The sequence below is a fragment of the Fibrobacter sp. HC4 genome, from assembly GCF_023373925.1.
GTDB lineage: Bacteria > Fibrobacterota > Fibrobacteria > Fibrobacterales > Fibrobacteraceae > Fibrobacter.
Genome location: NZ_JALCZV010000023.1, coordinates 1 through 24,515 on the forward strand (window position 1 = coordinate 1; position 24,515 = coordinate 24,515).

A 24,515-nucleotide genomic window follows, 5' to 3' on the forward strand; every position below is an offset into this window, starting at 1 on the left:
ACAGCCGTTGACATTGAAGATGGATTTGTATAATTTTGACATGGGCTTTTTCTTCTGTTTTTTTTGGCGATTAAATTTTAGAAAATAGCCCATTTTTTGTTTAATTTAGGCGAAAGTCAACAAAAAAGGGTGGCGAAGCCACCCACACATGTTGATGAAGAGCCAATTTTGCAACAATAATTGTTGCTCTTGAAAAAAGAACTTGATCATCATAATTCAAACAACCAACACCATTAGGAGCATTCAACGTGTGAGACATTTTTGACTTTTTAAACGCCTCAGCGACATTAGTTAACATAGAATACGCGGTTTTAAGACGACTATTTTCTTCTCCTGAATGAATAAAGTCATTTCTCAATAAACGATAGTACTCACAAATATTAATAGCGTCCTTTTCAAGAGAATCAGGATCATTTTTCATTTCACGAACAATCCATTTCAAATGTCCCATATCATCTCTATTGTTGTATGTTTTTCCGTACACTTCTGATCCAACCAGTTTCTCATAGCTCTTTAAAAAATCTTGAAAACAAGAATGTATCATAGTTAGATAACAAAAGAAAACATTTTGAAATACATCACTAGTATAACTTGTTATTGAAAGCCCATTTCCACGAGCAATCACCTTTAACAATTCAGCATTATCAAGCCCTATTGAACAAGATTTTTGAATTAATCGCATTGATAGTTCTACATATTGATTGGTATTACACACAAGTCCCAATTCTTTTTCAAAAACATTCAAAATATTTTTCATTTTTTTAAGCACCCATTTTGGAGAAGAGAAGGGTTTGCATTTGAACTAAAGTTTGATTTTCTTTAGATTTTAAACCGATAAGATTAATCAAGTTTCGTCCTTCAAACGAATATTTTTCCATAGACGATTCATTGGGAACAACGATTCCTAAATTTGAAATCATATCAGAACTAACATTAGGGAACGTAGACCCTGTAGCAGAAGCAAGGATTTCTTGCATGTATTGCTCAAGAACAATCTTAACACTCCAATCATAATAATCGTTCTTTGCCCTAATAGCAGCCAAGCCTCGACCAATCGCATATATTTGATTCGCGAAGTTCATTCGTCCCGTTGTTGACCCACGTACACAAAAAAGGACGTCTCCTTCCTTGCATAATTTTTTAGGCGTAATCGTCCATTGAACCGGTGTTGGTGAAAATAAACCAAACTCAGTAGGACCATTCAACAAAGGTTCGCCTTCACCCTGTCTATTTACAAAATCACCTTCTGGAGATTGGCCCATAACAATAGTTGCTATGTCAGAAAATAAACAACTACGTGAATGTTCTAAAGTCAGTTTTTGAAAAAGGGCCTGGGCGGTTTGTTCAAGGGTGGCGATGAGTTTCTTGTTGGTTTCGATGCGGGTGGCGAGGGTGTTGTATTCGGCTACGATTTCGCGCTGTTTTTCTATTGAGGGGATGGGTAATCTCATATCGCAGAAATCATTCCATTCAAGACTTCCGCGGACTCCTCCGACTGCATAAAAGCTAGCTTCTCGGTCAAATTCAGATCGGGAGAACCACATCATCAAATATTCCGGCAAAAGATCACTCGTGTTTGACACTTCAAACATCGGGTAAGCAGGAGACATTATACAAGGTTCACCCTTGAACATCGCAATAGGCATTTTACCATCGCGACTAACCTGCATCAAACTACATGCGAATTGATTTTCGGAAATAACCTTATAATTAGACAAATCCGTCCCGATTGTATTCGCAACGGATGGAATAAAGGCTTTATCAATCGTTAAGCCAACAAGCTTAGTCACTCTCAAATCCCTGTTCCTCACATCCACAGGGCGTATGTAATCACCTAGGCGTTTCATCATAGTTCAAATCCCAGGTTCTTAAAGATTTTTGCCAGTTCCTTTTCGGATTCCTTTTCCTTTTTCAAGAGTTCGCGCATTTCGGCTTGGAGCCCGCGCATTTTCTCGTCAAAGTCCACCTGTTCATCGCGGTTCTTGAATTCAATGTACTTGCTGGGCACAAGGGACCAGTTCTTGGATTCGATTTCCTTGAGGGTTGCGGTTGCGCAGTATTCCGGTTCGTCCTTGATTTTCTGGACTTGCCACTTGTGATAGGTTCCGCTGATTTTTTCGATGTCAGCAGCACTGAACTGGGTGTATTTCTTTTCGAAGGGTTCGCCCATCTGGCGCAGATCCATAAAGAGCACTTCGCCTTTTCGGCTGCGGTACTTGCGCAATTCCTCGCCCACCTTTACTTCGTGGACAGTCTTGTTGTTGTTCAGGATCCAAAGTGTTACGCTGATGTCCGTAGAGTAGAACATGTTGCGGGGCAAAATAAGGATTGCTTCCACCTTGTCGTTCTGCAAAAGTTCCTTACGGATCTGGAGTTCGTCACCTTCCCCACTGAGGGCACCGTTAGAAAGCAGGAACCCGGCCACGCCATTGTCGGAGAGCTTGGAGAGAATGTTCAGGATCCAGCCGTAGTTTGCATTGCTGGTGGGCGGCACGGTGTAGCCCTTCCAGCGGGGGTCATCGAGGAGTTCGTTTTCGGCGCGCCAGGACTTCTGATTGAATGGCGGGTTTGCCATGATGAAGTCGGCCTTCAAATCCTTGTGCTGGTCTTCGGCAAAGGTGTCGGCAGGCTTTTCGCCCAGGTTTCCGGTAATGCCACGGATGGCAAGGTTCATCTTGGCAAGCTTATAGGTTGTGCCGGTGTATTCCTGACCGTACACAGAAACTTCGCGCTTGTTGCCGTTATGGGCCTCGATAAACTTCATACTCTGCACAAACATACCGCCCGAACCGCAGCAGGGGTCGTAAATCTTGCCTCGGTAGGGTTCAATCATCTCGGCGATAAGGCCAACGATTGTTTTCGGGGTATAGAATTCGCCCTTTCCCTTGCCTTCGGCAATGGCGAACTTTCCAAGGAAGTATTCGTACACGCGGCCAACGACATCCTGTTCCTTGTCTTTGATGGTGTCTATGCCATCGATGTCGCTAATCAGGGCGGCAAGCTTTGCCACATCCAGCTGGAGGCGGGAGAAATAGTTGTCAGGGAGTGCGCCACGGAGGCTCTTGTTCTTCTTTTCGATATTGGAAAGAGCCGTGTCGATAAGCAAGGCAATGTCGGCCTGGCGGGCGTGTTCTACGATAAAGTTCCAGCGGGAAGTTTCTTCCAGGTAGAACACATTGTCCTTGTTGTAAAACTCGGGCATTTCAAGGTATTTTTCGCGGCCAGCTTCCTTAAGCTTCGCCCGCTGTTCCTCGAACTTGTCGCTTGCGAACTTCAAGAAGATCAGGGAAAGAACCACATGCTTGTATTCAGCCGGTTCAACGCTTCCGCGCAACTTGTTAGCCGATTCCCAGAGGGAAGCCTCTACAGACTTTTCAACAACAGCCTTCTTAGCCGTTTTCGCCACTTTTGCCATGTATGTACCTTAAAATGAAAACCCTAACCCGCTAGATGATTTATATAAGGAAATATAAGATAAATTACGCCTTGTCTGGCATTTCAAAAGCCACATTTGGCAGTTTCTTTAACATTCTTATTTCCTTAACCCATTCTTTGTCGTTACATGGGGAGATAATCTTGTAGATGCCGCAGACTTGATCCATATATAAACCTCTTATCAAATCTACCCTAAAAAATTGTCATTTTTATGTCAAAATCAAAAAAAGAGCCCCAGGAATTCCATCCCGGGGTTCTCACACAACACAAACTATTGTCCCTTCAGTTTCTTGTGTATGGGGTGATTCCCGACAAAGTTCTTTTCAGCGTAGGCGATGCGCTGTTCCAGGGGAATCCTGGTATTCGCCAAGAGATAGCGGCAGAAACGGTCCACATAGTCGTAGGGGGCCCACTTGCCCATGTGCGCGCAGATAAAGTCCAGGAATCGTTCAACGTCCATGTCGTCGGCCTTGCAGCAAATGGCTTCCGACATCCAGGCGAATCCGGCGTCGTTGTCGTAACCCGGGGAATTGGGTTTGTAAGGGCACTCCACCTCCCCCTTGTAGTAAAGACAGAATTGCAGGTTTTGGGCTTCCATCTGGGCCTCCTCATGAACATAAAGATAACCTTTCGGGTAGGTCGCAAGGTCGCCTATTGGGCGACAATTACATATGTTTTAAACCAAAACAACACCATTATGATACCATTTAGGTTTCATTTTTATATATTAACGCCTCAAACAGGAGCCGATTATGCCGCAAGTAGCCTTTAGCGTTAGAATGGATAGTGATCTTCGCGAAGGGCGCATTCCCTTTGAAGTTTCTTCTCACAAAACGGCTCCTATGATGGTGGCTGATGTGCAAGGATCCTACAACGCCTCCCCCAAGCGTTCCGCCAGCCAGATGCTTCGAATTATGCAAGCTCTTTCTTCAGAAGCGCAAGAAGCGGGCGTCGCCGACATGAGTCTAGATGAAATCAACGCCGAAATTGACGCCGCAAGAAAGGGAAAATAAACGTTCCTAGAGTCACTGATTTTCAATATATTCCTGATAAAGCGCCACCGGGCCGAGGTGCCACATCTTGGTATATTCCTGTTCTAGCTCGCTGTAGGTTTTCGAAAGATAGAGTTTTTTGAGAGCTTCTACAGGTTCAATGTTTGAATCTTCCGCAAGCATTTCAGCCATCCAGGAGAGTTTGGAAGGCAGGAGCAAATAAAGATTTTCCTGGTTTACTTCCAAATTCATTTTACCCCTCCCTGGCGAACTGCAATAAACTCATCGATTTCTTCCACAAGCCATGTAGCACTTTGTGTATGCAAAACTTCAAAGTGTTCCTGCAAATATTACTTGTCTAAATGCTGCATAGCTTCGGCTCCAGAAATTTGCTTCGCATTCTTATATTGCTCAATGCAAAACGAAATGAAATAAGAAATGTTTGACGTTTTTTCTTTCATACTATTTTCTATCCGACTATTTCGTTTTCATTCCATAAAACGGAACTTTCCCTTGCCGTGGCCCACAACAGGTTCTATCAAATCGAGGGCTTGCAATTTTTTTAAGGCAGCCGACGCCGATGAGGCTCCGCAGGCGACGATTTCCCTTACTCTAGAAACACCAAAAATTTCGTCTAGCTCTACGCCACGAACAAATTTCAGCAAATTTTCCTTAGCGGTCTTATTAAACGAGGATTCTTCCACAGCTAGTTCAATCTTTGCTTTTTTCGTTTCAATCGTTGGTTTTTCATCACCAATCGTTGGTTTTTGAGTGTTAATCGTTGGTTTTTGAACTCTGAAGTTCAAATGCATGAACCGATTTTTCAGTTCATTGTGTTCGCCCATGAGCATGTTACGGAAGAATTTTTCCAAGAATTCAGGATTTTTATCGATTCCTTTCTGGAGATTCTTGTAGTTGGCGCGGACCAAGGCGTTTCTGAAATACCAGGAATTCTTCGCAAAAATGTCGTTAGAAACCTTAAAGCCCATGGAACGCAAGTACTTGATGGTAAACACGGCGGTCGTTCTCGTATTGCCTTCGCCAAAGGCATGGATTTGCCACAGTCTCGAAACAAAGTAGGCCAGGTGTTCCACAATTTGGTCCATGGATAAGCCTCCATAGATAAAATTGCGTTCCTGCTCAAAGTCGTAATCCAGGGCCATCTTCAGTTCAAAGGCTGCCCCATACATTACGGATGCCCCGTTCAGAACCCATTCCTTTTTAGAAATGTCGTAGTCTCGGATTTTTCCGGCAAACTTATAGATTCCCTGGAACAGTTTCCCGTGAATCGCAATCAGGTACGAGGGCGAGAAATTGAAAGACTTTTCGCTGAGAATTTTTGCGATGCGCGCGGAAACCTTGTCAGCCTCTTCGGCGTCATCTTCATCGTCATTCCGCTCGGTCTTAGACTCGTAATAACTGTTGATCAGTTTCTGAGCTTCGTCAATGGTAATGTCGCCATCGATGTTACGTCGGGCAGTCTCAAAAAGGTACTTGGAAGGAGTTAGCCCATCGACCTGCTGCAAGCCAATTGCCGTGGACCAGGCAGAAGACATTTCATGCCGACTTGGTTCCGTATGACGAATGTATTCGTCAAAGTCTAGTTCAAACTTTTTCTTTTCCATTGCTCGTATGAACGATATGCGTACCTTGATTGTTTATATGAGGGAAATATAAGTAAATAAAAAACTCCTTACAAACCGTTCACGATAACGTCCACCATAATTTCCTTTTCTTCGGGCCTGGAGTGGTATGTGCAAATTTTTAGACAACCGCTTCCACCCACGAAAGTCTTGGCAACTGAATTTACAGTTCTTTTACATTTTTACCCTTTACAAAAAATACACATAAACTATTATTCCTCCCGAGCGTTACGAACAGTCTCCTGAACACTTGAGTTAATCAAGTGTTTTTTTCTTATAGGAGATAATATGCCCACACAAAAAACAACAAACATCATCGGCAACAACGAATCCCCCAAAACGGAAATCGCGTCTCTATTGGCGGATTGCGCCTTCAAGTACGTGTACACCCGAGACAATCCCAAATCCCGTGAAAACTTGCGGCAGCTGATGTCTACGCTCATTGGCAAAAAGCTGAAAAAGGCGGAGCCTCTAGCTACAGAAATTTTCGCGTCCGCACAGCCCAATACCGAAAAGACATCCCGCTTTGACGTGCGCGTGGTCATGGACGATGGCGACGAGGCCGATGTAGAAGTCCAGCTATGGACCGAAAAGGACGATTACGCCAAGCGGCTTTCGTATTACGGAGCCAAGCTCTATGCCTCCCAGGCGATCAAGGGCGCAAAATATAAGGAACTAAATAAATGTTACCAGATCATCATTTCGCAGGATTGCATTTTCCCGCATACCTCCTGGCTCCTGAACTTGGATATTTCCGCGCAGGAAAATCGCATGTTCAAATTCGACACCATGCACTGGTGCATTATTCAGCTGAATTACTTGGAGCAGGCAATCCGCGAGGATGCGGGGCACGGTAACAAGTACTTGCAAAACCTTCTGGAATTGTGTAAATTTATCGCGGAACCCACCCGGGTTGAACCTTTTGAAGACGTGTACGAGGATCTTATGGCATTCAGCGCAGAGCAAATTGAAGCCTACCGCAAGGAAATGGAGGAGCGTCGTAGACTGGACGCGATTTCTACCCGCAAGTACACCGAAGAGCTGATCAAACAGCAGGAAGAGGAAATTGCGGCTAACAGGCAGGAGCTAGAAGCCGAAAAAGCCCGCGCCGACAAATATGCCGCAATCCTCAGACAACACGGCCTGCTGTAAAAGTCAATAAAGCACCCCGCTCACTTGAACGGGGTTTTTCTTTTCGTAACGAAAAACACGAAAGCAAATTTTTTTTGAACGGCTTTCATCGTCTTGTAGATACTGCTTAAAATTTCTGCGAGCATTTTCCCCAATTGTGAAAATTGCTTGATTTTTTGGGGAAGCGGTCTTGATTATTCATTTTTTGTAAAGGTTCAAATATATTTTTTCATATTCTTGCAGTACAAATAATGAAAAGTTTTATAAGATTTCTATCTTTTCGGTGTAAAATTCCCGACTAAGGAGTCATTATGGGCGGCTTTTGTGGCGTTATTTCCAAGAACGATTGCGTAACGGATCTGTTCTTCGGTACTGACTATCACTCTCATCTCGGTACTCATCGCGGCGGTTTGGCCGTCTTGAAGGCCGATGGTAATTTCCATCGTTCCATCCACAACATCCAGAACACCCCGTTCCGCAGCAAGTTCGAAAACGACTTGGCCAAGTTCGCCGGCAACGTGGGCCTGGGCGTTATTTCCGATACCGACCCCCAGCCCCTGGTCATGACCTGCAAGCATGGCACTTTCGCCCTGGTCACCGTAGGTCTCATTTCCAACATCGAAGATCTTAAGAACGAGCTGTTCCAGAACAACTGCATGCAGCTCCAGTATTCTACCACCAGCGGTATGGTTGGCCCTACCGAAGTGGTTTCCGCATTGATCGCCACCCAGGATTCCATTGTTGCAGGTCTCAACTACGTACAGCAGAAGATCAAGGGTAGCTGCTCCGTTCTCGTCATGGACAGCAACGGCAAGTTCTACGCCTCCCGCGACAAGTGGGGCCGTACACCCATCATCGTGGGCAAGAAGGATGGTTCCGTCATCGCCGTGCAGGAAAGCTGCGCCCTGCCCAACTTGGGCTACGACCACCTCCGCGACCTGGGTCCGGGCGAAATCGCCGAGCTCACCCCCGATGGAATCAACACCCTGGTTGAACCGGGCAAGAAGATGGCCATCTGCTCCTTCCTGTGGGTTTACTACGGCTATCCGGCATCCGCCTACGAAGGCCGCAATGTGGAAATGACCCGCTACCGTTGCGGTTCAGCACTTGCAAAGCGCACTCCCACAGAAGCCGACGCCGCCTGCGGTATTCCCGACTCCGGTACTTCCCACGCCCTGGGTTACGCTCACGAAGCTGGCATCAAGTTCGCCCGCCCGTTTGTGAAGTACACCCCGACCTGGGCACGTTCCTTTATGCCTCAGGACCAGCGCCAGCGCGAACATGTGGCATCCATGAAGCTGATTCCCATTCCGGGCCTCATCGACAACAAGCGCCTGGTGTTCTGCGACGACTCCATCGTCCGCGGTACCCAGCTGGGCAAGCAGGCCGAAAAGCTTTACTCCATGGGCTGTAAGGAAACCCACATGCGTATTGCATGCCCTCCCCTGGTTTACCCCTGTAAGTTCATCAACTTCTCCCGTTCCAAGAGCGTGTACGACCTGATTACCCGCCGCTACATCCGCGAAAAGGAAGGCGAGAACGCCGATCTGGACAAGTACACCAATCCGGATTCCCAGGAATACAAGGACATGGTGGACTACATCCGTCGCAACCTGAACCTGACCACCCTCGCCTTCCAGCGTATCGACGACCTGATCCAGGCTATCGGCCTGCCGGAAGATCAGCTGTGCACCTTCTGCTGGACCGGCAAGGACTACGCAGAAACGGGCGACTGCTACCACTGCCCCTGCCACGCTGAAGAAGAAAAGAAGTAATTCAGAATCCTTCGGCGAGCTTAGGCTGCCTAAAGAAATTGTCCGGACCTTTTGCGGTTCGGACTTTTTTATATTGACAACAAGTTCATTTGATACGATATAGGGATGGTATGGTTTCACGTTTTATTAAAAAATATGCGGTACCCGTTACGATAACCCTTATGGGCCTCTCCTTTTTGTGGGGTTGCTCCGGCAATGGTTCCACCGATTCGGGCGAACAGGCGGAATATCCCTTCACCATCACCCTTGAAAATCAGACCAAGGGTACGGCCTTTATTGTCTACATGGTAGATGAGGATTCCGATACCACGTATACTTATTCCAACCCGGCCAAGGATGGCAAGGTGGATTACAACATCCAGAAAAACACTTTCGAAAAGGATGTGAAGCAGGTGGTGTTCACATCGGGCATCCAGTTCACGGTGTACGCCAAATACGACAAACTGATCAACCACTCCACCACCCTGATTATCCAGAACGACGACGGCGATGGATACGTTGTCACCAAGAAGTAGGGTTTTGTATATTTGGGGCCGTATGAAATTCAGATTTTCCTTAACCATTTCGTTGGCCGCCCTGGTGGTTCTGTCATTGTTCGGCTGCGCCGTGACCCGCAAGATCAGCGCCGCCGACATTCTTTCCAAGACCAAGCTGGAATTTAACGCCCTGACCCTGGATTCCGTAAGCATCAACAAGGATCTGTTCCCCAAGCAGGGGCTGTTTAACGGCTTTTTGCCCAACCCCCAGGTGGTGGCGCTCGTTCAGGATTTCGCCAAGGGCAAGCTGGAAAAGGAACTGGGAACTCTGGGACTTTCCGCCGAAGTGATTGCCAAGAATCAAGGTACCGATACTTTGTGGATTCGGGATTTACAAGCTACCCTGAAACTGGATACGCTAATGGAACTGCCTATTTCGCTGAAGGATTCCATCAAGATGGTTCCCGGCAGCAATAATTTGACGGTGACCACCACCATGCCCATCGACCGACGGATTTTCTGGCTGAAGGATGTTTCCCTGATCAACATGAAGGGCGTTCTGACAGTGGCCCTGGATGTAGACGGGGAATCGGTCCCCCTGGAATTTGATATTGACCGCCCGGTCTCCCAGGAAGAAAAGACCGCCCTTATGGATAACGTCAGGAACACCATATTGAACAACGTGGTGAACAACTGGATGGGGGCCATCCAGAAATGATCGCACACAACGAGGTGCTAATTTTTATAGAAAATAAGGATTGATGTAGAATATGAAACGCGAATTTGTTCCCGAAAATTTTAATGTAGACAACACCAAGGAAGTGGAAGCTTTGTTCCAGCAGCTGCTGGACGAGAACGTCGCCAGCTCCGCCGACGCCCTGCGCGCCTGGATCATGAAGTGGAGCGAACTGGGTTCCGTCCTTCAGGAAGTGAGCTGCCGCCGCTATGTGGCCATGACCGTAAACACCAAGGACGAAGAGGCCGCCAAGGCTTACGAAAGCTTCGTGGAGAACGTGGACCCCATCGCCAACGAGTTTGACGACAAGCTGAACAAGAAGCTGATGGCCCATCCGGCTAAGGACTTGCTGAAGGATGAATTCGGCGTATGGTTCAAGAGCGTCCAGCTTTCCCTGGATTTGTTCAGCCCCGAGAATATTCCCCTGGAAACGGAAGAGGTCAAGGCCGTTCAGGCATACCAGAAGATTACCGGCGGCATGAGCGTGGAATTCGATGGCAAGGTCCAGACCATGCAGCAGTTGGGAACCTATCTGGAACGTACCGACCGCGATATCCGCGAAAAGGCCTGGCGCACCACCTGGGAACGCCGCATGCAGGACAAGGAGGCCCTGGACAAGTCCTTCGACGAACTGTTCTCCATCCGCAACAAGATTGCAAAGAACGCCCACTGCAAGGACTACATTGACTTTATCTACATGGCCAAGCGCCGCGATTACACCCCCAAGCATTGCAAGGACTTCCACGAAAGCGTAGAGAAGCTGGTGCTGCCCCTGCTGAAGGAAATCTACAAGAAGCGCGCCGCCAAGATGGGCCTTGAAAAGCTCCGCCCCTGGGACCTGGCTGTAGACCCGCTGAATCGCGAACCTCTGAAGCCTTATAAGACCGGCGATGAGCTGATCGAGAAGGTTGACCAGATTTTTGAAAGCATCCACCCGCAGGCCGGCAAGTGGGCCCGCCAGATGCAGGCCCAGAAGCTGATCGACCCGGATTCCCGTCTGGGCAAGGCTCCGGGCGGCTACCAGATCGGTTTTGACGAATCCCGTCTGCCCTTCATCTTTATGAATTCCGCAGGTACGGACCGCGACATTTATACGCTGCTCCATGAATCGGGCCATTCCTTCCATCAGTTCGGCCTGGCAGGCCAGCCTATCCTCGCCTACCGCGACGTTCCTTCGGAATTTGCGGAAGTGGCCAGCATGAGTATGGAACTGATCGGCATGTCCAACTTGAAGCCCTTCTATGGCGACGACGCAGAATCCATGGCCCGCAGCATCGAGGGCGAACTGGAAGACGTGATTTGGCTGTTCCCCTGGGTGGCCAGCATCGATAGCTTCCAGCATGAACTGTACAGCAGGCCCAATCATACGGCCGCCGACCGCGAAGCCATCTGGGCAGGCATCATGGACCGCTATGACGCCGGCGTCGACTATACCGGCCTGGAAAAGTTCCGCAATAACATGTGGCAGAAGCAGCTGCACCTGTTCGAATGCCCCTTCTACTACATCGAATATGGTATCGCCCAGCTGGGCGCCCTGCAGGTGTGGGCCAACTTCAAGAAGGACCCGCAAAAGGCCATCGACGACCTGTTCAAGGCGGAAAGTCTGGGCTACAGCGTAACCGTGCCCGAAATGTTCAAGGCTGCAAACATCAATTTCGACTTTACAGCCAAGACAATCGAGCCTTTGATGAAGGTGGTCTGGGACGAACTGAGCAAGTTCTAGACGGGATTAGAACGATTTTTTGTCGAAAAAGTGTGATTTGGAGAGTTTATCTAAAAAAAATTCAACTTTTTTCAAAAAAATCAAAAAAAATGCGCCAACACCCTTGACAAGTGTCAAAAATAAATGTATAATTGGCGCACATCCTTGGAGGGATGGCCGAGTGGTTGAAGGCGCACGCTTGGAAAGCGTGTTTACCTCGCGGTAACGAGGGTTCGAATCCCTCTCCCTCTTCTAAAAACAAAACTTCTCAAATGTTTTGGAAAAAGCATTTGAGAATTTTTTGTAGGAACACAAACCTTAACTTGAGGTACTAAGATGGCTGACGATCAGAGAGTTTATCTTGACGATATTTACGCAAGTGAAGAATGTCAGGGTTCTGTCTTCCGCGCTGTTGTGATGATGGCTCAGGAAGCACGCTTCATCAACAAGCAGGCTGGCCAGGGTTACATTCAGTTGACCAAGAAGCCGACCACCATCGCCATGTACAAGTTCAAGGAAGGCAAGCTCACCATTTCTGAAAAGAAGGCCGCACAGGCCGAAGCTGAAGTGGAAGCCGCAGAAGAAATCGAAATGACCGCAGAAAACACCGCACAGGTGAGCGCTGCAGCAGACGACGCCTTCGGCGAATAATTTGAGCCAACAGCTTAAGTTCCTAGAAAAATTAAAAAGAACGATTCGAAAGAATCGTTCTTTTTTTGCTCTTTTTATTGTCCCTTATCCGTTTAACGGACCCGCCCGACGAACCCCCATAAAAAGTTCACAAAAAAAAGCGACCGATCGGACACCCCCAAATGGATCCGACCGGTCACCCCTACGCAAAACCTCCTATCCCCTTTCCTTCCTAACCAGTCCTCCTAACCGGTCCTCCTATCACACCTGGGCACAGCGGATTGCGTAAGCTTCTGGATATTCGCGAGCAGCGCACTGGTCGCATACTCGACGGAAACGAACCTCGTTAGCAGACTCCACGCGGATCTGACTACCGCAGTGAGCACATCTAGCAAGGAACACACGACTTTCAACAAAGGCGGCAGGGGCAGCAACCACGGGCGAAGTCGCAGAAACACGATGGACAGAAACATCGTATCGCAGTTCGCCGTCACCATCCTGGCGCAGATGAGTAAAGAGTTTGCAGCAGAAGCTGCGCCCCTTACGGTTTTTCATGCGCAAGACAGTGCTGGGCAGCATCTGGGAATTGACATAGTTATCCCAGTCTTTGGCATTGCGGCACAGATCCGTTACGTAATGCCATTCGATTTCGCCCTCTTCAAAGCCAAACATGCGGCAAAAGCGCTTGTTGGCCTTGATGAGCCTGCCATGACGATTGGCCTCGAAATAGGCCTGCTCCACCGAACCTTTTCTTTCGTCAATCATAATTGTCCTCCTAACCTTTTATAATACCTGTAAAGTACTTCTGCAGATGATATTTCCTTAAACCCAAAACGTACATCATCCATTTCGAAGTCCAGCCCGTCACCGCCAATATAGAGCGGCTTGGAAATGTTTTCCATCCAACGGAGGCCCGTGTCAATACGACCCGTCAACACCCCATTCTGATAAATCTTCGCAATGCCTCGCCTCCAGGTGAGCACCACATAAATCCATTCGCCAGCCGGCACAGCACGCTGAGAGACCGCCATGTACTCGCAGGTGGGATTATTGACATTCACCGAGTAGAACGCCAGCCTAGGCTCAACTGCACCGCATTTTCCGCTAATTAGGGAAACACCGATCATTTCTTCAATGTAATCGTCGCTCCGCTTGCTCAAGATATTCTTCTGGAACTCACCTACCGCAAAAGCCTCAGGATTGTTGAACTTGAAGAAGCCTTCAATAGACAGTTCCGTCAGGGAATCCACATCCAGGAAGCCGCTGGTATCTACAGCAGCATAATCAGAAGCCACGAAGCGGATTGCCTTGCCATCGACACCTTCGGTAAATTCAGGCTCATACAGGAAGACCGTCTCGGTCTCGTGCCCCATATCATCCAGAAGGTAGTAGCCGGTTCCGGAATCAGAAGGCAACGCAAGCACAGAATCCATAGTCCACACATACTGAATCTTATAGTCCACATCGATCATGGGGAGCGTAATTTCAGAAACGCCATTATAAGACACGCCTTTAGAATTTACGGACACATCAACCGGCTCGGAGTGAACGATACCCCTGGGGAGCGGACCGTTCAGCCAGTAGGAATCACCTTCCAGCACAAGGGTGTATTCCGCATCATCAAAGCGTTCACGATCCGGCGAAGAAACGGTCAAATTATAGGTTCCCAACGGCAGATTGCTCAAGACAAAGTACCCGGTAGGCTTCACAGAAGAAACCCAATCCGTGCCCGGAATTCCGACCTTGGCGTCCTCCGGACTGGAAACACCATCCAAAACCAGATTGCCCTGAATCGTCTTGACCGTGGTCATCTTGGAACTCATTTTCAGATCCGAACCGGTGTACACAAAAGTCTCGTATATGGCCTGTCCAGCCTTATGAGAAGACAGGACGTACTCTCCATATTCCTTGATGCTAAAGCCAAAAGCGCCATTTTCATCAGTCGTATCAACAAACAGCTGGTCAGACTTAGCACTGTGACGGGCGTGAATAACGACATTTCTTGCAAAATTTCCATCAGCGGCGACGAGGACTCCAGAAACGGAATTGGTTTCTTCACTGACACCGCCGGCTGTTTCAACCGGGCTGCATCCGCAAAGGAGCATCACAAGCGAAAATAAGAAAATCAAAAACATCTTCACAAAGCTACCCCTCCTATTTAGCAGGCTTCGTAAGCGGAAACAACTGCAAGTTAAGGCGGTAGATTCGATCATCATCGTCATCTTCCATGACAATGGCGGCGATGCGTCTACGGAAATCGGCAATTTCATTCTTGATACGGAAAAAGCCTTCCTTGGATATACCGATTGTCATGCCAGACACATCTCGTTCGTCCATCGAAACCTGATCCAGGGACTTTACAGCAAGATCGCCCATTTGACGATGCATTTCTCGGATCGCCATGCTTTCCCCGTCACGGATTCCCGTGGTAACGGACTTCGACGACTTCTGATACTCACCTTTTTCATCTTTCTGGAGCAAACCGGTCTTCACAAGAAGATCCAGGGACTGCTTCACACTCTGGGCATCCGCAGGAAACACGCACTGTCCCGCCATCTTGGTGGGGGAAGCGCCGTGCATCCTGGGTGCCATCTCACGAAGGACCGGATTCAGCCAGTCTTCGTAGTAAACGTAAGCCTCCTCCCCCATAACTTCCATGGAGTTGTCCTTTGCGAGGGCACGCATGGAGTTATAAAGACTACGTTTGATCAGAGAATCCTTGGTCTGGTCAAAATTGACCATCAGACGGAAGTACTGCAGTTCGACACCGGCAAGGCCGATAGCGGCAGCAACTCGTTCCGTCCCCACATCACTAAGGTTAGCTTTACCGTCGCACACCAACTTAAGGAACACGGGCGACGAATATCCGGCAGCCTTAGCAAAGTCACGCCAGGTAAAACCAGAACGCGCCTTGCGTTCCTGGTAATAATCGCGCAGATAATCGCGATAGCTGACGTATTCCAAGACCTGTTTCATGTTATGATGAATATAGTTTTGTATCAAAAGGATTCAAATATTTATGATACAAAATTAGCTTATTTTTTTCGTATTACAAGAACCAATCTAAGGTTTTCATACATTTCAAGTATTTTCATGATACAAACATTGCAAAAATACGTGATAAACAGCACAATGTTAAAACTTCAGAACCAATTAGGCAAAATCGCGATAGAAAAACCTATGATACAAAAGCGAAAATACAATGCTAACGGTACAATGCAAACAATACAATGCAGACAATACAACGCAAACAATACAACGCTAACGCAACAAGAAATCCCGCCAGCACACGCCGACGGGATCCGCATTCAAAATTTCCTAGTATCAGGAATCGCTATCCGAGCTTAACTTCCTTGACCACAAGGATGCCACCTCGTTCGGTCTTAGGATACTGACGCATACCTTCGCCACCCTTGCCACGGTCCAGAACTTCAAGAAGTTCACCCTTGGTAGAGTACAGGTGCAGTTCCCAAGGAACGTTGGGAGAATTGAAATAGCCGGAATTTTTCTGCACATTGCGCTGGAATGATCGATTTAGACGATCCGCCACGCTACGAGCCTGAACTAGGCTGATATCAGCAAGGCTCCAGGAAGTGGGAACGCCACCCATATCGAAAATCAGCAGTGCTTCGGGGTCAGACTCTTCCTTCATGGTAAACTTCCAGCTAAAGTTCTGCCAGCTGGTACTCAAGTCCAAAATACGTCCATTTGCATAGGGCGTATATTCGTCAGAGTCCTTCTTGATATTCACATGGAGAGTACGGGGCTTGTCGGCCTTGGCTCGCATGCTAAAAACATAGGTAACGCCATGACGCATAGACAGGCGCTGCTTGAACTGCAGATTCCAGGATTCCTTGCCAGCCTTCTTGATTACGAAGTTTGCGGCACCATCCTTTACAGAAACCTCGGCCTTACCGCCCCAGAAGTCCGTCACCCAGCCAGACAAAGCCTCTTCAGAAGAAAACTCACCATTCTGGATCAAGTTCGTCCCCACAGAAAGGGAGCCAGTCACATAATCCTTGTTCTGGATAAAATTGGGAATAATGCTGGTATTCTGGATACCGTTGGGGCTATCCAGACAGATTTCCTTACCCCAGCCAACCAGGGTATTTACAGAACCATGGATCGTCATATCCATTTCGGGGCTATCGAAGTTACCGGGGCCCCAGCTCCATGCCAACCAGCCAATGTCCAGGCGTTCCGCTTCCGACATAATCAGCTTATAGGGAATCTCCTTGGCGCCACCTACGGCAACAGGAGCAAATTCACCCACAACCAAGGGCAACTTCTTGTCGACAGAAGACTTAAGGACTCCACGGACGCGGTCTTCGACGGTTGCATACCCTGTAGTTTCTGGATTATGAAGTTCCGAAGGCCACCACATATGGATCGAGAATAGCAAATTATGTTCAGGATCAGCCTGTAAAAGCCTCGGCCCCACTTCCAGCAAGTTCTTTTCGCTCTGGCCCCACATATCAGCATCAATCATGATGGGAATGCGGATACCGGCAGCACGCATCTTGGTAACGATGGTGTTGTACGCCAGGAAGAAGTCTTCGGCAGGCACAACCTCATCACCAGGTTCATTACCAACATTGATAATCAGGTACTGCTGGTGGTTGGCGATCACCTGCATCATTTCTTCGCTGAGCCAGTAATCCAAAGCTTCGGGGAGTTTTTCCCAGTTACCGGTGGTATCATGAATTTCGGGAATGGGAATCATACCGTTGGCAATGCAGAGACCAATGATATTATCCAAATCACTCACTCGGCCACGGGTGTTCCAGACAATGCGCACACAATTGGCACCGGTCTTCGCGATTTCAGGAATGGTCTTTCCTTCGCGATCAGTCCAGATGAACATGTGGTTTACGCCACGTAAGATAGTCTTTTCGTTGTCTTTGCTGTAAAGGTAGCGATCCTGTACAAAAAATCCCGGTTTTGCAGACGCCATAGTCATTACGCATTTTCTCCATTAATTCTTATCCAAAAGAAAGATACAATTATTTGACTGAAATAGGCTTCTGTGTTAAAAATTATACCATTATCCGGAGAAATTCGCTCAACAAATCAAAAACTAGCCAGACGCGCCAGGGAATTCGCCTTGGCCACGTTCGACGGCAACGAAACCTGCGGTGGAGAATGAGCCGAAAGTTGATTGGCAAAATCCCTTTCGGGCATATGCTTCCAATAATGCACCGGTAGGCACCGCCGCAACAACCGCGGATTCTCGCGTTCCTTGATAGATATGGCGTTATAATAGTCCTTCCACAATTGGGTTATGGCATCAGGCGGCAAGCCCGCCTTCAGGGCCTTCAAATTGGGAATGGTAACCTCCTGAGGAGAACGCCCATCGTAATAGACACCATAATTTCGCCTTGAATCGTAAATTGCCCAGCGCTCGTTCACAAAACGCCGCAGAAAATGGTCCGTCAACAACGTCACGATATCGTACTTCGGCTCAATTTCCGCAAAGTAACAGCCGTCGTCCGTTTTAGAAAAACGGACCATGCCGCGCATGTCGCCGATTTCTCGGCGGACGGCCTGGGCAATCTTGTACAGCGGGAGCATTTCAGCCGACGCAATATTCTTACCATAATTCGGATCAAGGCCCGCAAACAGCTTACGCAGGTAGGAGAGCATCTGCATTTCAACGCCCTCCACCTCGGAACGGAACACCACATCCAACATCCACAGCACATCTTCGCTGGCGGCATTCACAATGGCCCGTTTCAGACGTCGGGCAGAATCTTCGGACGTTTCCACCCAGAAAGGCTGCATAAACAAGTCCGCATCCTCCCCCGCCCTACGGTCAGGCGTAATGTTCCCCACCACCAGGCGCTGGCGGTAGATTTCGAACACAACACTAAGGAATCCATCAAAAGTCGAATCGTAAGAAATATTAAGAGACATTATATCTAGCCACTAAAAGTTAAAGGTTCATAAAACAGATTTTCCAAGACAGTCCCATCGAAACTTGCTTACTGAGGCAGGCTTACAGAGACAAACTCAGAGATAAGCTTACGCATGAGCTGGCAGCATCGCTGGCCTAGAGTCCAGGGCGTCGAACATATTCAATTGCAGAGGCTGCGACGGCCCCACCAACAACGGGCGCACCATCTCAGGGTAAAGCCGGCGTAAACTGGCAGGCGTATCCGGATGGTAGATGAAGTACTTGGCCCGCTTCATGACCACCCCCATCTTCTTCAGCTGTTCCAGACGGATTTTACAGAACCTCCGGCCATTGGCAATAAGGTTTGCGGATTTAACTCCGATACCCGGCACCCGCAAAAGCATTTCGTAGTCCGCAGTCTGAATGTCGATAGGGAACATTTCCGGATGTCGCAAGGCCCAGGCCACCTTCGGATCTAGGTCCAGATCAAGATTGGGATGTGCCTCATCGAGAATCTCGTTATACTGAAACTTGTAGAAACGCATAAGCCAGTCAGCCTGGTACAGACGATGTTCACGGACCAGAGGCGGCTTGGTGGTTATAACGGGCAACCTCTTATCGGCATTGATAGGAACGTAGCCCGAAAAATAAACGCGTTTCATCTGCTGTTGCATATAGAAACCGTTAGACAAAGTCAGTATCTGAAAATCCGTTTCGCCAGACGCCCCCACAATCATCTGGGTCGTCTGCCCCGCAGGCAGGAACTTCGGGCTATAACGGGACACGCCCTTCCCTGGATTGTATTCCAGTTTGCGCTCTGCCAGATAGTTCATGGGGCGATACACCGACGCATGATTCTTTTCGGGCGCCAGGTACTGCAGGGCCTTATCCGACGGAATCTCAATATTCACGCTACTTCGGTCAGCATAGAGTCCCGCTTCGTGCAGTAACACTTCGGAAGCCCCCGGGATGGATTTTAGATGGATGTAACCGCCAAAACGATGGACAGTCCTCAGTTCCTTTGCCACCTTGATGAGCATTTCCATGGTAGCGTCAGGGCTCCCCACCACGGCGGAACTGAGGAACAAGCCCTCGATATAGTTACGTTTGTAGAATTCCAGCGTCAGGTCGATCAATTCCTTAGGCGTAAAAGTCGCCCTGGGAATATCATTGGAACGACGGTTGACGCAATAGGCGCAATCATACTTGCAGGCATTACTCATTAACACCTTCAAAAGGGAAATGCAACGGCCGTCCGCCGCCCATGTATGGCAAATACCCGCCTGGCAGGCATTCCCCATCCCGCCCTTGGGAGTGTTCCTATTGGAACCGCTAGACGAACACGAAACATCGTATTTCGCCGCATCCGCCAAAATGTTCAACTTTTCCCTTACGTCCATTATAATTGCCCGCAAAAAACAAATGCACTTTTGTACACCATTTAATATAATAACTAGTGCTCAAAAAAGCAAGTCGTAGTTTTCAATTCAATTCATAAAAAATCAAATATTTCCGTGATTAATGTCATCATATTTCAGCACGTAGCCCTTTTAACACTTTCCACCCTTTTTTTAGAGTGTAAGTTTTATGTATATTTTACGGCGGATGACATGAATTTCCCAACAGGACAACAGAACTCATTTGGATTGGAGTAAAGAATGAAGAAGTTCCTAGTACCGGTCGCCGCAGCATTGAGCCTTATGGCCTGCTCCGACGTAAACGATTCTATCGCCAACAATAGTCAACCCAGCCAAACATTCGTCGCAACTCCCAGCGCCCTCTGGAAACAGTTGGAAACGGATGGTGTCAGCGAATATTTTGAAAGCAATGGTGTACTCCATACCGGTGAAACATCCATCCAGACTAATTTAAATTGCAAGAACAGCCTCCACATCGACGAATACACTCTGCTTCTCGATGAAATGGAAGGCATTTATAGAGAAGGAACCCTTGTAGACGGCGTCTGCGGCAAGGGCGTCGCCCTCGCATCCGGTGAAGTCGCTCCCCTCACCATTAACATGGTCGACGAAATGTCCAAGGGCACCATCGAATTCTGGTTCAAGCCAGCAGAAGATTTCTTCAACCTGGACAGAACCCTCCTGGGTAACGACGAAGCACGCATCCACTTCTTCGTCATGAACAACCTGCTCGTATTCCAGAAAAATCACGCCGACAAGCATTATTACGTCATGGGTCCCGCCAAATTCAAGAAAGGCTGGAACAAGATCGCCGGCCAGTGGGGTGACGGCTACCTGAGCGTCTGGATGAACGACGAGCTGGTGGCAAAGATTGCCCATACAGAAGGCTACAAGCCCTCTAACCGCGGTAAGCCTTTCGGCAACTTGCTAGTCGCCGGTTACAAGAGTTCCTGCTGCATGGAAGGACCCGGTATGTATAGCCCCCTGACAACCAGCGGCGCATACGACCAGATTCGCATTTCCATCATCCCCCGCTACAAGAACGAAGGTTCCATAGAAGACAAGGATGAAGAAATTTCCTCCAGCAGCGAAGAAGTGATTATCGAAGAATCTTCCAGCAGCGAAGAAGTGATCGTCGAGGATTCCTCTAGCAGTGAAGAAGTGATCATCGAGGAATCCTCCAGCAGTGAAGATGTAATCGTCGAAGAATCCTCCAACAGCGAAAATTCCGATGACGACATCATCTTCTTTGAAGACTTCGACAGCGGAAAGAACTACGGAGTCACACTCATTGAAGGCGAAAGCGGTATGGCAGCAAGCCTGGAATACGGGCAAAAAATCGTATTGGCGGCCTTAGACGAAAAAATTCCCCGGGGTACTTTTGAATTTTCATTCAAGCCCGGCGAACAGTTCGAATCCATGTACAAGGCAGCCCTGGTCGGAACCGACGAAAGCCGAATGACCATCCTGAAAGTCAACGATCAGTTGGTATTCTACAAGAATTTGCCTGACAGCTATATCAAGGTTAGCGGTAAGTACACCTTCAAGGAAGGCTGGAACAAGATAGCCGCCCAGTGGGACGGCACCTCCATTTCCCTGTATGTCAATGGGGAACTGATTGGCGAAACCGCCACCACCACGGTCTACACACCCTCTACAAGAGGAACATACTATGCCGCCTATGGCAATTCAATCCTGGTGGGCTATAAGAGTTACTGCTGTACTTCTGACGGAGAAGGCAGTGCCTACACTTCTGGAAGTTTCGACAACATCCTCGTAACCTCCAAGTTGCTCTACTAACCGCACAAAAAAAATTTTAACGCCTGCGCAATATTCAACGCAGGCGTTTTTCGTTTTTAGGGAGCATCCCTCCCAAATTTCAAAATATTTATGTTTTTTTTGTAACATTCCCGAAAAAATTCAATTTTTATGTCAACGATAGACTAAATTTGGCACGATGTCCGAGAGGTGTAAAGTACAGGGATTGACTAACCGGCAGCTCGAAGTTCTCGACCTGCTGCGCAAGGGGTTGACAAACGCCGAGATTTGTCGTGCCTTGAATATTTCAGAAAACACCGTCAAAATCCACCTGGCCAACATCTACAAGACGCTAGAAGTTTCAAACCGTACGGAAGCAGTAGCCGCAGTCGCAGAAACGGCCGAAAACTGGGTTAATTCCGATGAAGTCCGCATTCGCGTCATCCACGACAGCGACATAAAGGACCATCCCCTTGTCTATGAACTGTTCCACGGCATCGTAGAAAACTTCCAGGAATACCGCCTGTTCCTAATCAATACCGGATTGTCAGACGAAATTGTACAGGATTCAACCTATCAAATTAAAATTTCGGCTTCCCAAGACGGCAACCAGGCATTTATTTCACTGCTCCAGGGCAACAACAAGGCTATAATCTGGTCACAGAACCTTAAACTGGATGACGCAAGCGCAATTGATCTTTACGCAGACCAGTATTCAATCGTGCTGTTCCGCAACATGATCATTTCTGCAGCCAAGGTTCTCGAACAAAACTCCAATGCCTCCCCCGCCTGGTGGTACGCCACGTCATACTCCATCATAAAGAGTGAAAACCGCAGCAGGGACTGTTTCGAAAAGTGCATGTCGATGCTTCAGTCCCTCACGGTGGAAGGAGACATCAGAAACTACGTCCTGTGCAGTCAGGCATCAATCTACTACCTGGGAATTTCCGAAAACTGGGTAAACGGAGAGGAATACGTCAAGAAAATTGGGGAACTGGCTTGCGATACCATGCGCAACAACCCCTCATCGGCCTATTCCATGTTCACCATGGCCCTTTACAATATCCTGTTGGGCAAGAAGAACGAAGCTATCGTCTACTTCGAGGGCATCCTGCTGTCCAACCCGCTGAACGTCATGTGCCGCCGCCTGCTGGTCCAGCTGTATATGCTCATGGGCCGCGAAGAAGACGCCTTAAAGCAGCTTGATGAAATTGCCCGCCTTGTCCCCAACGGTATGGACCAGCCATTCCAATTCGTAGCCAAGGCCATGATCTATTTCCTCCAGGGGAATTACGATTTCTGCGAAAAAGTTTCTAGGCAAGTACTGATGTTCCACCCCGAAATCCCCTTTGCAAGGCTTTTTGTAATTGCCTGCAACAACAAGAATGGGAATTTGGACGAAGTAAAGAAACAGGTGAAGATATTCTACGAATACCATCCAAACTTTACAAGAAATGACTTGGAGCGTTTTATCGGAGGAGTATCTCCCACCCTCAAGCAGATTCTCCTAGAGGCGATCCAAAACATTTTTGACTAAAATCACGAAAAAACGGCAGTTTACCCTGCCTTTTTTCATTTATATAGCCCATATGGGCTATGGCTTTAATCATACCAACTTATTATTTTATGAATACCTGAGAAGGAGAAACGCTCTCTGTCCGACACCTCTTATAGGAGAGCATTATCACTTGGGGGACAAAGAGAGGTAGCCTTCCAATTGGGAGAAGGCTACCTTTTTTTGTTGCCAGACAACCCATCAATCGATACAGTGCTGAGAAATTAACACTCGTTAAACTTGTTATAAAGTTAGACAGTTTATATGTTTGATTCCGGTGTAGAAAAGGAGTCAAAATGAACCTGAAAAAATCTATCTCTCTCTTGGCAATGGCTGCAGCAGCAGTTTCCGCACAAACCAACGACAGGGACTACTCTGGCGCCGAACTTTACACTAGGGACACCTACGAATACGGTCGTTTCGAAGCCCGTATGCAGATGGCAGCCGGTTCCGGCACCGTCAGTTCCATGTTCCTCTACCACAACGATTCTTACATTGGCTGCGACGAACCCTGGGTCGAAGTGGATATCGAAATTCTGGGCAAGAACCCCAATGAATTCCAGTCCAACATCATTACCGGTTACGGTCCTGCCGATGGCTGCGCCGACAGAAAACAGTACAGCGAAAAGCTTCATCCCATGAGCCCCGCCGTGAACACCGCCTTCCATACCTACGTCATGGAATGGACTCCGGACTACGTGGCCTGGATTATTGATGGTGTCGAAGTCCGCAGAACCAAGGCTGGCGAACTGAACAGCAAGGGTGCAGATCAGGTCGTAGACCTGAAGAAGAAGCCCCAGGGTCTCCGTTTCAACCTCTGGTCCCATACCGATGCAGGTTGGGTTGGCCCGTGGGACGATTCCATCCTCCCCGTTTACCAGTTCATCAACTGGGTCAAGGTTTACAAGTACACTCCGGGTCAGGGCGAAAACGGTTCCGACTTCACTCTGGACTGGGTTGATAACTTCGATTCTTTCGACTCTTCCCGCTGGCTCAAGGGTAACTGGACCTTTGACGGCAACCGAGTCTACATCAGCTCCAAGAACATTTACGCACAGGACGGCATGATGATCCTCGCCCTCACCAAGAAGGGTCAGGAAAGCTTCAACGGCGTGGTTCCCCAGGATACAGAACCCAGCCCCGTTACAAGCTCTGCAAGCCAGGATCCTTCCTCTAGCGCTTCCGCCGATCCGGCTTCTAGCGCTTCTGAAGATCCGTCTTCCATCAAGAAGCTCACTCCTGCAGCAAAGCTCCAGAATTCTCGCGGCACCTTCAACGCCAAGGGCGAAATGGTGAACAAGGCTAACGCAGCCCGCTACCGCGTAGACTTCAAGCTCTAAAAAAGACTCCAACCCCAAACAACAAAGCCTG

The 24,515-nt window shown here is 48.2% G+C and carries 23 protein-coding genes and 1 tRNA gene; 11 read left to right on the forward strand and 13 right to left on the reverse strand.

The features are described from left to right. Positions 1–100: 100 nt before the first annotated feature. From MMG03_RS13325 to MMG03_RS13340, 4 genes are all read right to left on the reverse strand, one after another. Entirely contained in the window at positions 101–757 is a 657-nt protein-coding gene (locus tag MMG03_RS13325; protein ID WP_249506493.1) for a hypothetical protein, read from the reverse strand. A gap of 4 nt (positions 758–761) precedes the next feature. Continuing rightward, positions 762–1,790, reverse strand: coding sequence for a restriction endonuclease subunit S (locus MMG03_RS13330; protein WP_249506494.1), 1,029 nt, complete (start codon positions 1,788–1,790; stop codon positions 762–764). Between the two features lie 56 nt (positions 1,791–1,846). Next, a complete protein-coding gene (locus MMG03_RS13335; RefSeq protein ID WP_249506495.1) occupies positions 1,847–3,415 on the reverse strand; it encodes a class I SAM-dependent DNA methyltransferase in 1,569 nt (522 codons plus the stop codon). 291 nt (positions 3,416–3,706) lie between these two features. Further along, positions 3,707–4,033, reverse strand: coding sequence for a hypothetical protein (locus MMG03_RS13340; protein WP_249506496.1), 327 nt, complete (start codon positions 4,031–4,033; stop codon positions 3,707–3,709). Between the two features lie 154 nt (positions 4,034–4,187). Here MMG03_RS13340 and MMG03_RS13345 point away from each other — a divergent pair, with 154 nt between their 5' ends. Next, complete coding sequence (locus tag MMG03_RS13345) at positions 4,188–4,448, forward strand: type II toxin-antitoxin system antitoxin, RelB/DinJ family (RefSeq protein WP_249506497.1); 261 nt, start codon at positions 4,188–4,190, stop codon at positions 4,446–4,448. Between the two features lie 12 nt (positions 4,449–4,460). Here MMG03_RS13345 and MMG03_RS13350 read toward each other — a convergent pair whose 3' ends face one another. The 3 genes from MMG03_RS13350 to MMG03_RS13355 all read right to left on the reverse strand — a co-directional run bounded on the left by MMG03_RS13350 (position 4,461) and on the right by MMG03_RS13355 (position 6,052). Then, a complete protein-coding gene (locus tag MMG03_RS13350) occupies positions 4,461–4,679 on the reverse strand; it encodes a hypothetical protein (protein ID WP_249506498.1) in 219 nt (72 codons plus the stop codon). Next, complete coding sequence (locus MMG03_RS16330; protein ID WP_406600065.1) at positions 4,676–4,774, reverse strand: hypothetical protein; 99 nt, start codon at positions 4,772–4,774, stop codon at positions 4,676–4,678. The genes MMG03_RS13350 and MMG03_RS16330 overlap by 4 nt, the downstream gene beginning before the upstream one ends. Positions 4,775–4,915: 141 nt before the next feature. After that, positions 4,916–6,052, reverse strand: a complete 1,137-nt coding sequence (locus tag MMG03_RS13355; RefSeq protein WP_249506499.1) for a Fic family protein — start codon at positions 6,050–6,052, stop codon at positions 4,916–4,918. Between the two features lie 306 nt (positions 6,053–6,358). Between MMG03_RS13355 and MMG03_RS13360 the strand changes: the two genes are divergently transcribed. From MMG03_RS13360 to MMG03_RS13390, 7 genes are all read left to right on the forward strand, one after another. Further along, on the forward strand, positions 6,359–7,222 hold the full coding sequence (locus tag MMG03_RS13360; protein WP_249506500.1) for an Rpn family recombination-promoting nuclease/putative transposase: 864 nt from the start codon (positions 6,359–6,361) through the stop codon (positions 7,220–7,222). Between the two features lie 290 nt (positions 7,223–7,512). Further along, positions 7,513–8,976, forward strand: a complete 1,464-nt coding sequence (locus tag MMG03_RS13365) for an amidophosphoribosyltransferase (RefSeq protein WP_101479120.1) — start codon at positions 7,513–7,515, stop codon at positions 8,974–8,976. A 110-nt stretch (positions 8,977–9,086) separates the two neighbouring features. Next, complete coding sequence (locus MMG03_RS13370; RefSeq protein WP_146741838.1) at positions 9,087–9,491, forward strand: hypothetical protein; 405 nt, start codon at positions 9,087–9,089, stop codon at positions 9,489–9,491. Between the two features lie 22 nt (positions 9,492–9,513). Continuing rightward, entirely contained in the window at positions 9,514–10,170 is a 657-nt protein-coding gene (locus MMG03_RS13375) for a hypothetical protein (RefSeq protein ID WP_073236150.1), read from the forward strand. A gap of 52 nt (positions 10,171–10,222) precedes the next feature. After that, positions 10,223–11,911: a M3 family oligoendopeptidase gene (locus MMG03_RS13380; protein WP_249506501.1), complete on the forward strand. Its 1,689-nt coding sequence runs from the start codon at positions 10,223–10,225 to the stop codon at positions 11,909–11,911. A gap of 146 nt (positions 11,912–12,057) precedes the next feature. Further along, positions 12,058–12,142 (forward strand) — tRNA-Ser (locus MMG03_RS13385). A gap of 84 nt (positions 12,143–12,226) precedes the next feature. Then, positions 12,227–12,541: a hypothetical protein gene (locus MMG03_RS13390; protein ID WP_073161324.1), complete on the forward strand. Its 315-nt coding sequence runs from the start codon at positions 12,227–12,229 to the stop codon at positions 12,539–12,541. Positions 12,542–12,781: 240 nt separating this feature from the next. On the opposite strand, the gene MMG03_RS13395 is transcribed toward MMG03_RS13390, so the two are convergent. The 6 genes from MMG03_RS13395 to MMG03_RS13420 all read right to left on the reverse strand — a co-directional run bounded on the left by MMG03_RS13395 (position 12,782) and on the right by MMG03_RS13420 (position 19,813). Continuing rightward, positions 12,782–13,285 (reverse strand): PAS domain-containing protein, encoded by a 504-nt coding sequence (locus tag MMG03_RS13395; RefSeq protein ID WP_249506502.1) that lies wholly within the window; start codon positions 13,283–13,285, stop codon positions 12,782–12,784. Then, complete coding sequence (locus MMG03_RS13400) at positions 13,282–14,655, reverse strand: LamG domain-containing protein (RefSeq protein ID WP_249506520.1); 1,374 nt, start codon at positions 14,653–14,655, stop codon at positions 13,282–13,284. Before MMG03_RS13400 ends, MMG03_RS13395 begins: the two co-directional genes overlap by 4 nt. 19 nt (positions 14,656–14,674) lie before the next feature. Next, entirely contained in the window at positions 14,675–15,496 is an 822-nt protein-coding gene (locus tag MMG03_RS13405; protein WP_073161321.1) for a TIGR02147 family protein, read from the reverse strand. A gap of 358 nt (positions 15,497–15,854) precedes the next feature. After that, positions 15,855–17,480: a cellulase family glycosylhydrolase gene (locus MMG03_RS13410; protein ID WP_249506503.1), complete on the reverse strand. Its 1,626-nt coding sequence runs from the start codon at positions 17,478–17,480 to the stop codon at positions 15,855–15,857. A 110-nt stretch (positions 17,481–17,590) separates the two neighbouring features. Continuing rightward, positions 17,591–18,433 carry a TIGR03915 family putative DNA repair protein gene (locus MMG03_RS13415; RefSeq protein WP_073161318.1) on the reverse strand — a complete coding sequence of 281 codons (843 nt, stop codon included), beginning with the start codon at positions 18,431–18,433 and terminating at the stop codon, positions 17,591–17,593. A 108-nt stretch (positions 18,434–18,541) separates the two neighbouring features. Then, positions 18,542–19,813 carry a putative DNA modification/repair radical SAM protein gene (locus MMG03_RS13420; protein ID WP_088666609.1) on the reverse strand — a complete coding sequence of 424 codons (1,272 nt, stop codon included), beginning with the start codon at positions 19,811–19,813 and terminating at the stop codon, positions 18,542–18,544. Between the two features lie 258 nt (positions 19,814–20,071). Here MMG03_RS13420 and MMG03_RS13425 point away from each other — a divergent pair, with 258 nt between their 5' ends. The 3 genes from MMG03_RS13425 (at position 20,072) to MMG03_RS13435 (ending at position 24,484) form a co-directional block, all read left to right on the forward strand. Beyond that, complete coding sequence (locus MMG03_RS13425) at positions 20,072–21,631, forward strand: LamG domain-containing protein (protein WP_249506504.1); 1,560 nt, start codon at positions 20,072–20,074, stop codon at positions 21,629–21,631. Positions 21,632–21,815: 184 nt separating this feature from the next. Continuing rightward, the gene (locus tag MMG03_RS13430; protein ID WP_249506505.1) at positions 21,816–23,126 is read left to right on the forward strand and encodes a LuxR C-terminal-related transcriptional regulator; all 1,311 of its coding nucleotides are present in this window, start codon (positions 21,816–21,818) and stop codon (positions 23,124–23,126) included. A gap of 314 nt (positions 23,127–23,440) precedes the next feature. Beyond that, on the forward strand, positions 23,441–24,484 hold the full coding sequence (locus MMG03_RS13435) for a family 16 glycosylhydrolase (RefSeq protein ID WP_088666611.1): 1,044 nt from the start codon (positions 23,441–23,443) through the stop codon (positions 24,482–24,484). Positions 24,485–24,515 lie beyond the last annotated feature (31 nt).

Excerpts from the sequence above, each read along its gene's own strand:
- MMG03_RS13325 (WP_249506493.1), bottom strand. The coding sequence starts at position 757 with ATGAAAAATATTTTGAATGTTTTTGAAAAAGAATTGGGACTTGTGTGT.
- MMG03_RS13335 (WP_249506495.1), bottom strand. The coding sequence starts at position 3,415 with ATGGCAAAAGTGGCGAAAACGGCTAAGAAGGCTGTTGTTGAAAAGTCT.
- MMG03_RS13340 (WP_249506496.1), bottom strand. The coding sequence starts at position 4,033 with ATGGAAGCCCAAAACCTGCAATTCTGTCTTTACTACAAGGGGGAGGTG.
- MMG03_RS13345 (WP_249506497.1), top strand. The coding sequence starts at position 4,188 with ATGCCGCAAGTAGCCTTTAGCGTTAGAATGGATAGTGATCTTCGCGAA.
- MMG03_RS13350 (WP_249506498.1), bottom strand. The coding sequence starts at position 4,679 with ATGAATTTGGAAGTAAACCAGGAAAATCTTTATTTGCTCCTGCCTTCC.
- MMG03_RS13355 (WP_249506499.1), bottom strand. The coding sequence starts at position 6,052 with ATGGAAAAGAAAAAGTTTGAACTAGACTTTGACGAATACATTCGTCAT.
- MMG03_RS13360 (WP_249506500.1), top strand. The coding sequence starts at position 6,359 with ATGCCCACACAAAAAACAACAAACATCATCGGCAACAACGAATCCCCC.
- MMG03_RS13365 (WP_101479120.1), top strand. The coding sequence starts at position 7,513 with ATGGGCGGCTTTTGTGGCGTTATTTCCAAGAACGATTGCGTAACGGAT.
- MMG03_RS13370 (WP_146741838.1), top strand. The coding sequence starts at position 9,087 with ATGGTTTCACGTTTTATTAAAAAATATGCGGTACCCGTTACGATAACC.
- MMG03_RS13375 (WP_073236150.1), top strand. The coding sequence starts at position 9,514 with ATGAAATTCAGATTTTCCTTAACCATTTCGTTGGCCGCCCTGGTGGTT.
- MMG03_RS13380 (WP_249506501.1), top strand. The coding sequence starts at position 10,223 with ATGAAACGCGAATTTGTTCCCGAAAATTTTAATGTAGACAACACCAAG.
- MMG03_RS13390 (WP_073161324.1), top strand. The coding sequence starts at position 12,227 with ATGGCTGACGATCAGAGAGTTTATCTTGACGATATTTACGCAAGTGAA.
- MMG03_RS13395 (WP_249506502.1), bottom strand. The coding sequence starts at position 13,285 with ATGATTGACGAAAGAAAAGGTTCGGTGGAGCAGGCCTATTTCGAGGCC.
- MMG03_RS13400 (WP_249506520.1), bottom strand. The coding sequence starts at position 14,655 with ATGTTTTTGATTTTCTTATTTTCGCTTGTGATGCTCCTTTGCGGATGC.
- MMG03_RS13405 (WP_073161321.1), bottom strand. The coding sequence starts at position 15,496 with ATGAAACAGGTCTTGGAATACGTCAGCTATCGCGATTATCTGCGCGAT.
- MMG03_RS13410 (WP_249506503.1), bottom strand. The coding sequence starts at position 17,480 with ATGACTATGGCGTCTGCAAAACCGGGATTTTTTGTACAGGATCGCTAC.
- MMG03_RS13415 (WP_073161318.1), bottom strand. The coding sequence starts at position 18,433 with ATGTCTCTTAATATTTCTTACGATTCGACTTTTGATGGATTCCTTAGT.
- MMG03_RS13420 (WP_088666609.1), bottom strand. The coding sequence starts at position 19,813 with ATGGACGTAAGGGAAAAGTTGAACATTTTGGCGGATGCGGCGAAATAC.
- MMG03_RS13425 (WP_249506504.1), top strand. The coding sequence starts at position 20,072 with ATGAAGAAGTTCCTAGTACCGGTCGCCGCAGCATTGAGCCTTATGGCC.
- MMG03_RS13435 (WP_088666611.1), top strand. The coding sequence starts at position 23,441 with ATGAACCTGAAAAAATCTATCTCTCTCTTGGCAATGGCTGCAGCAGCA.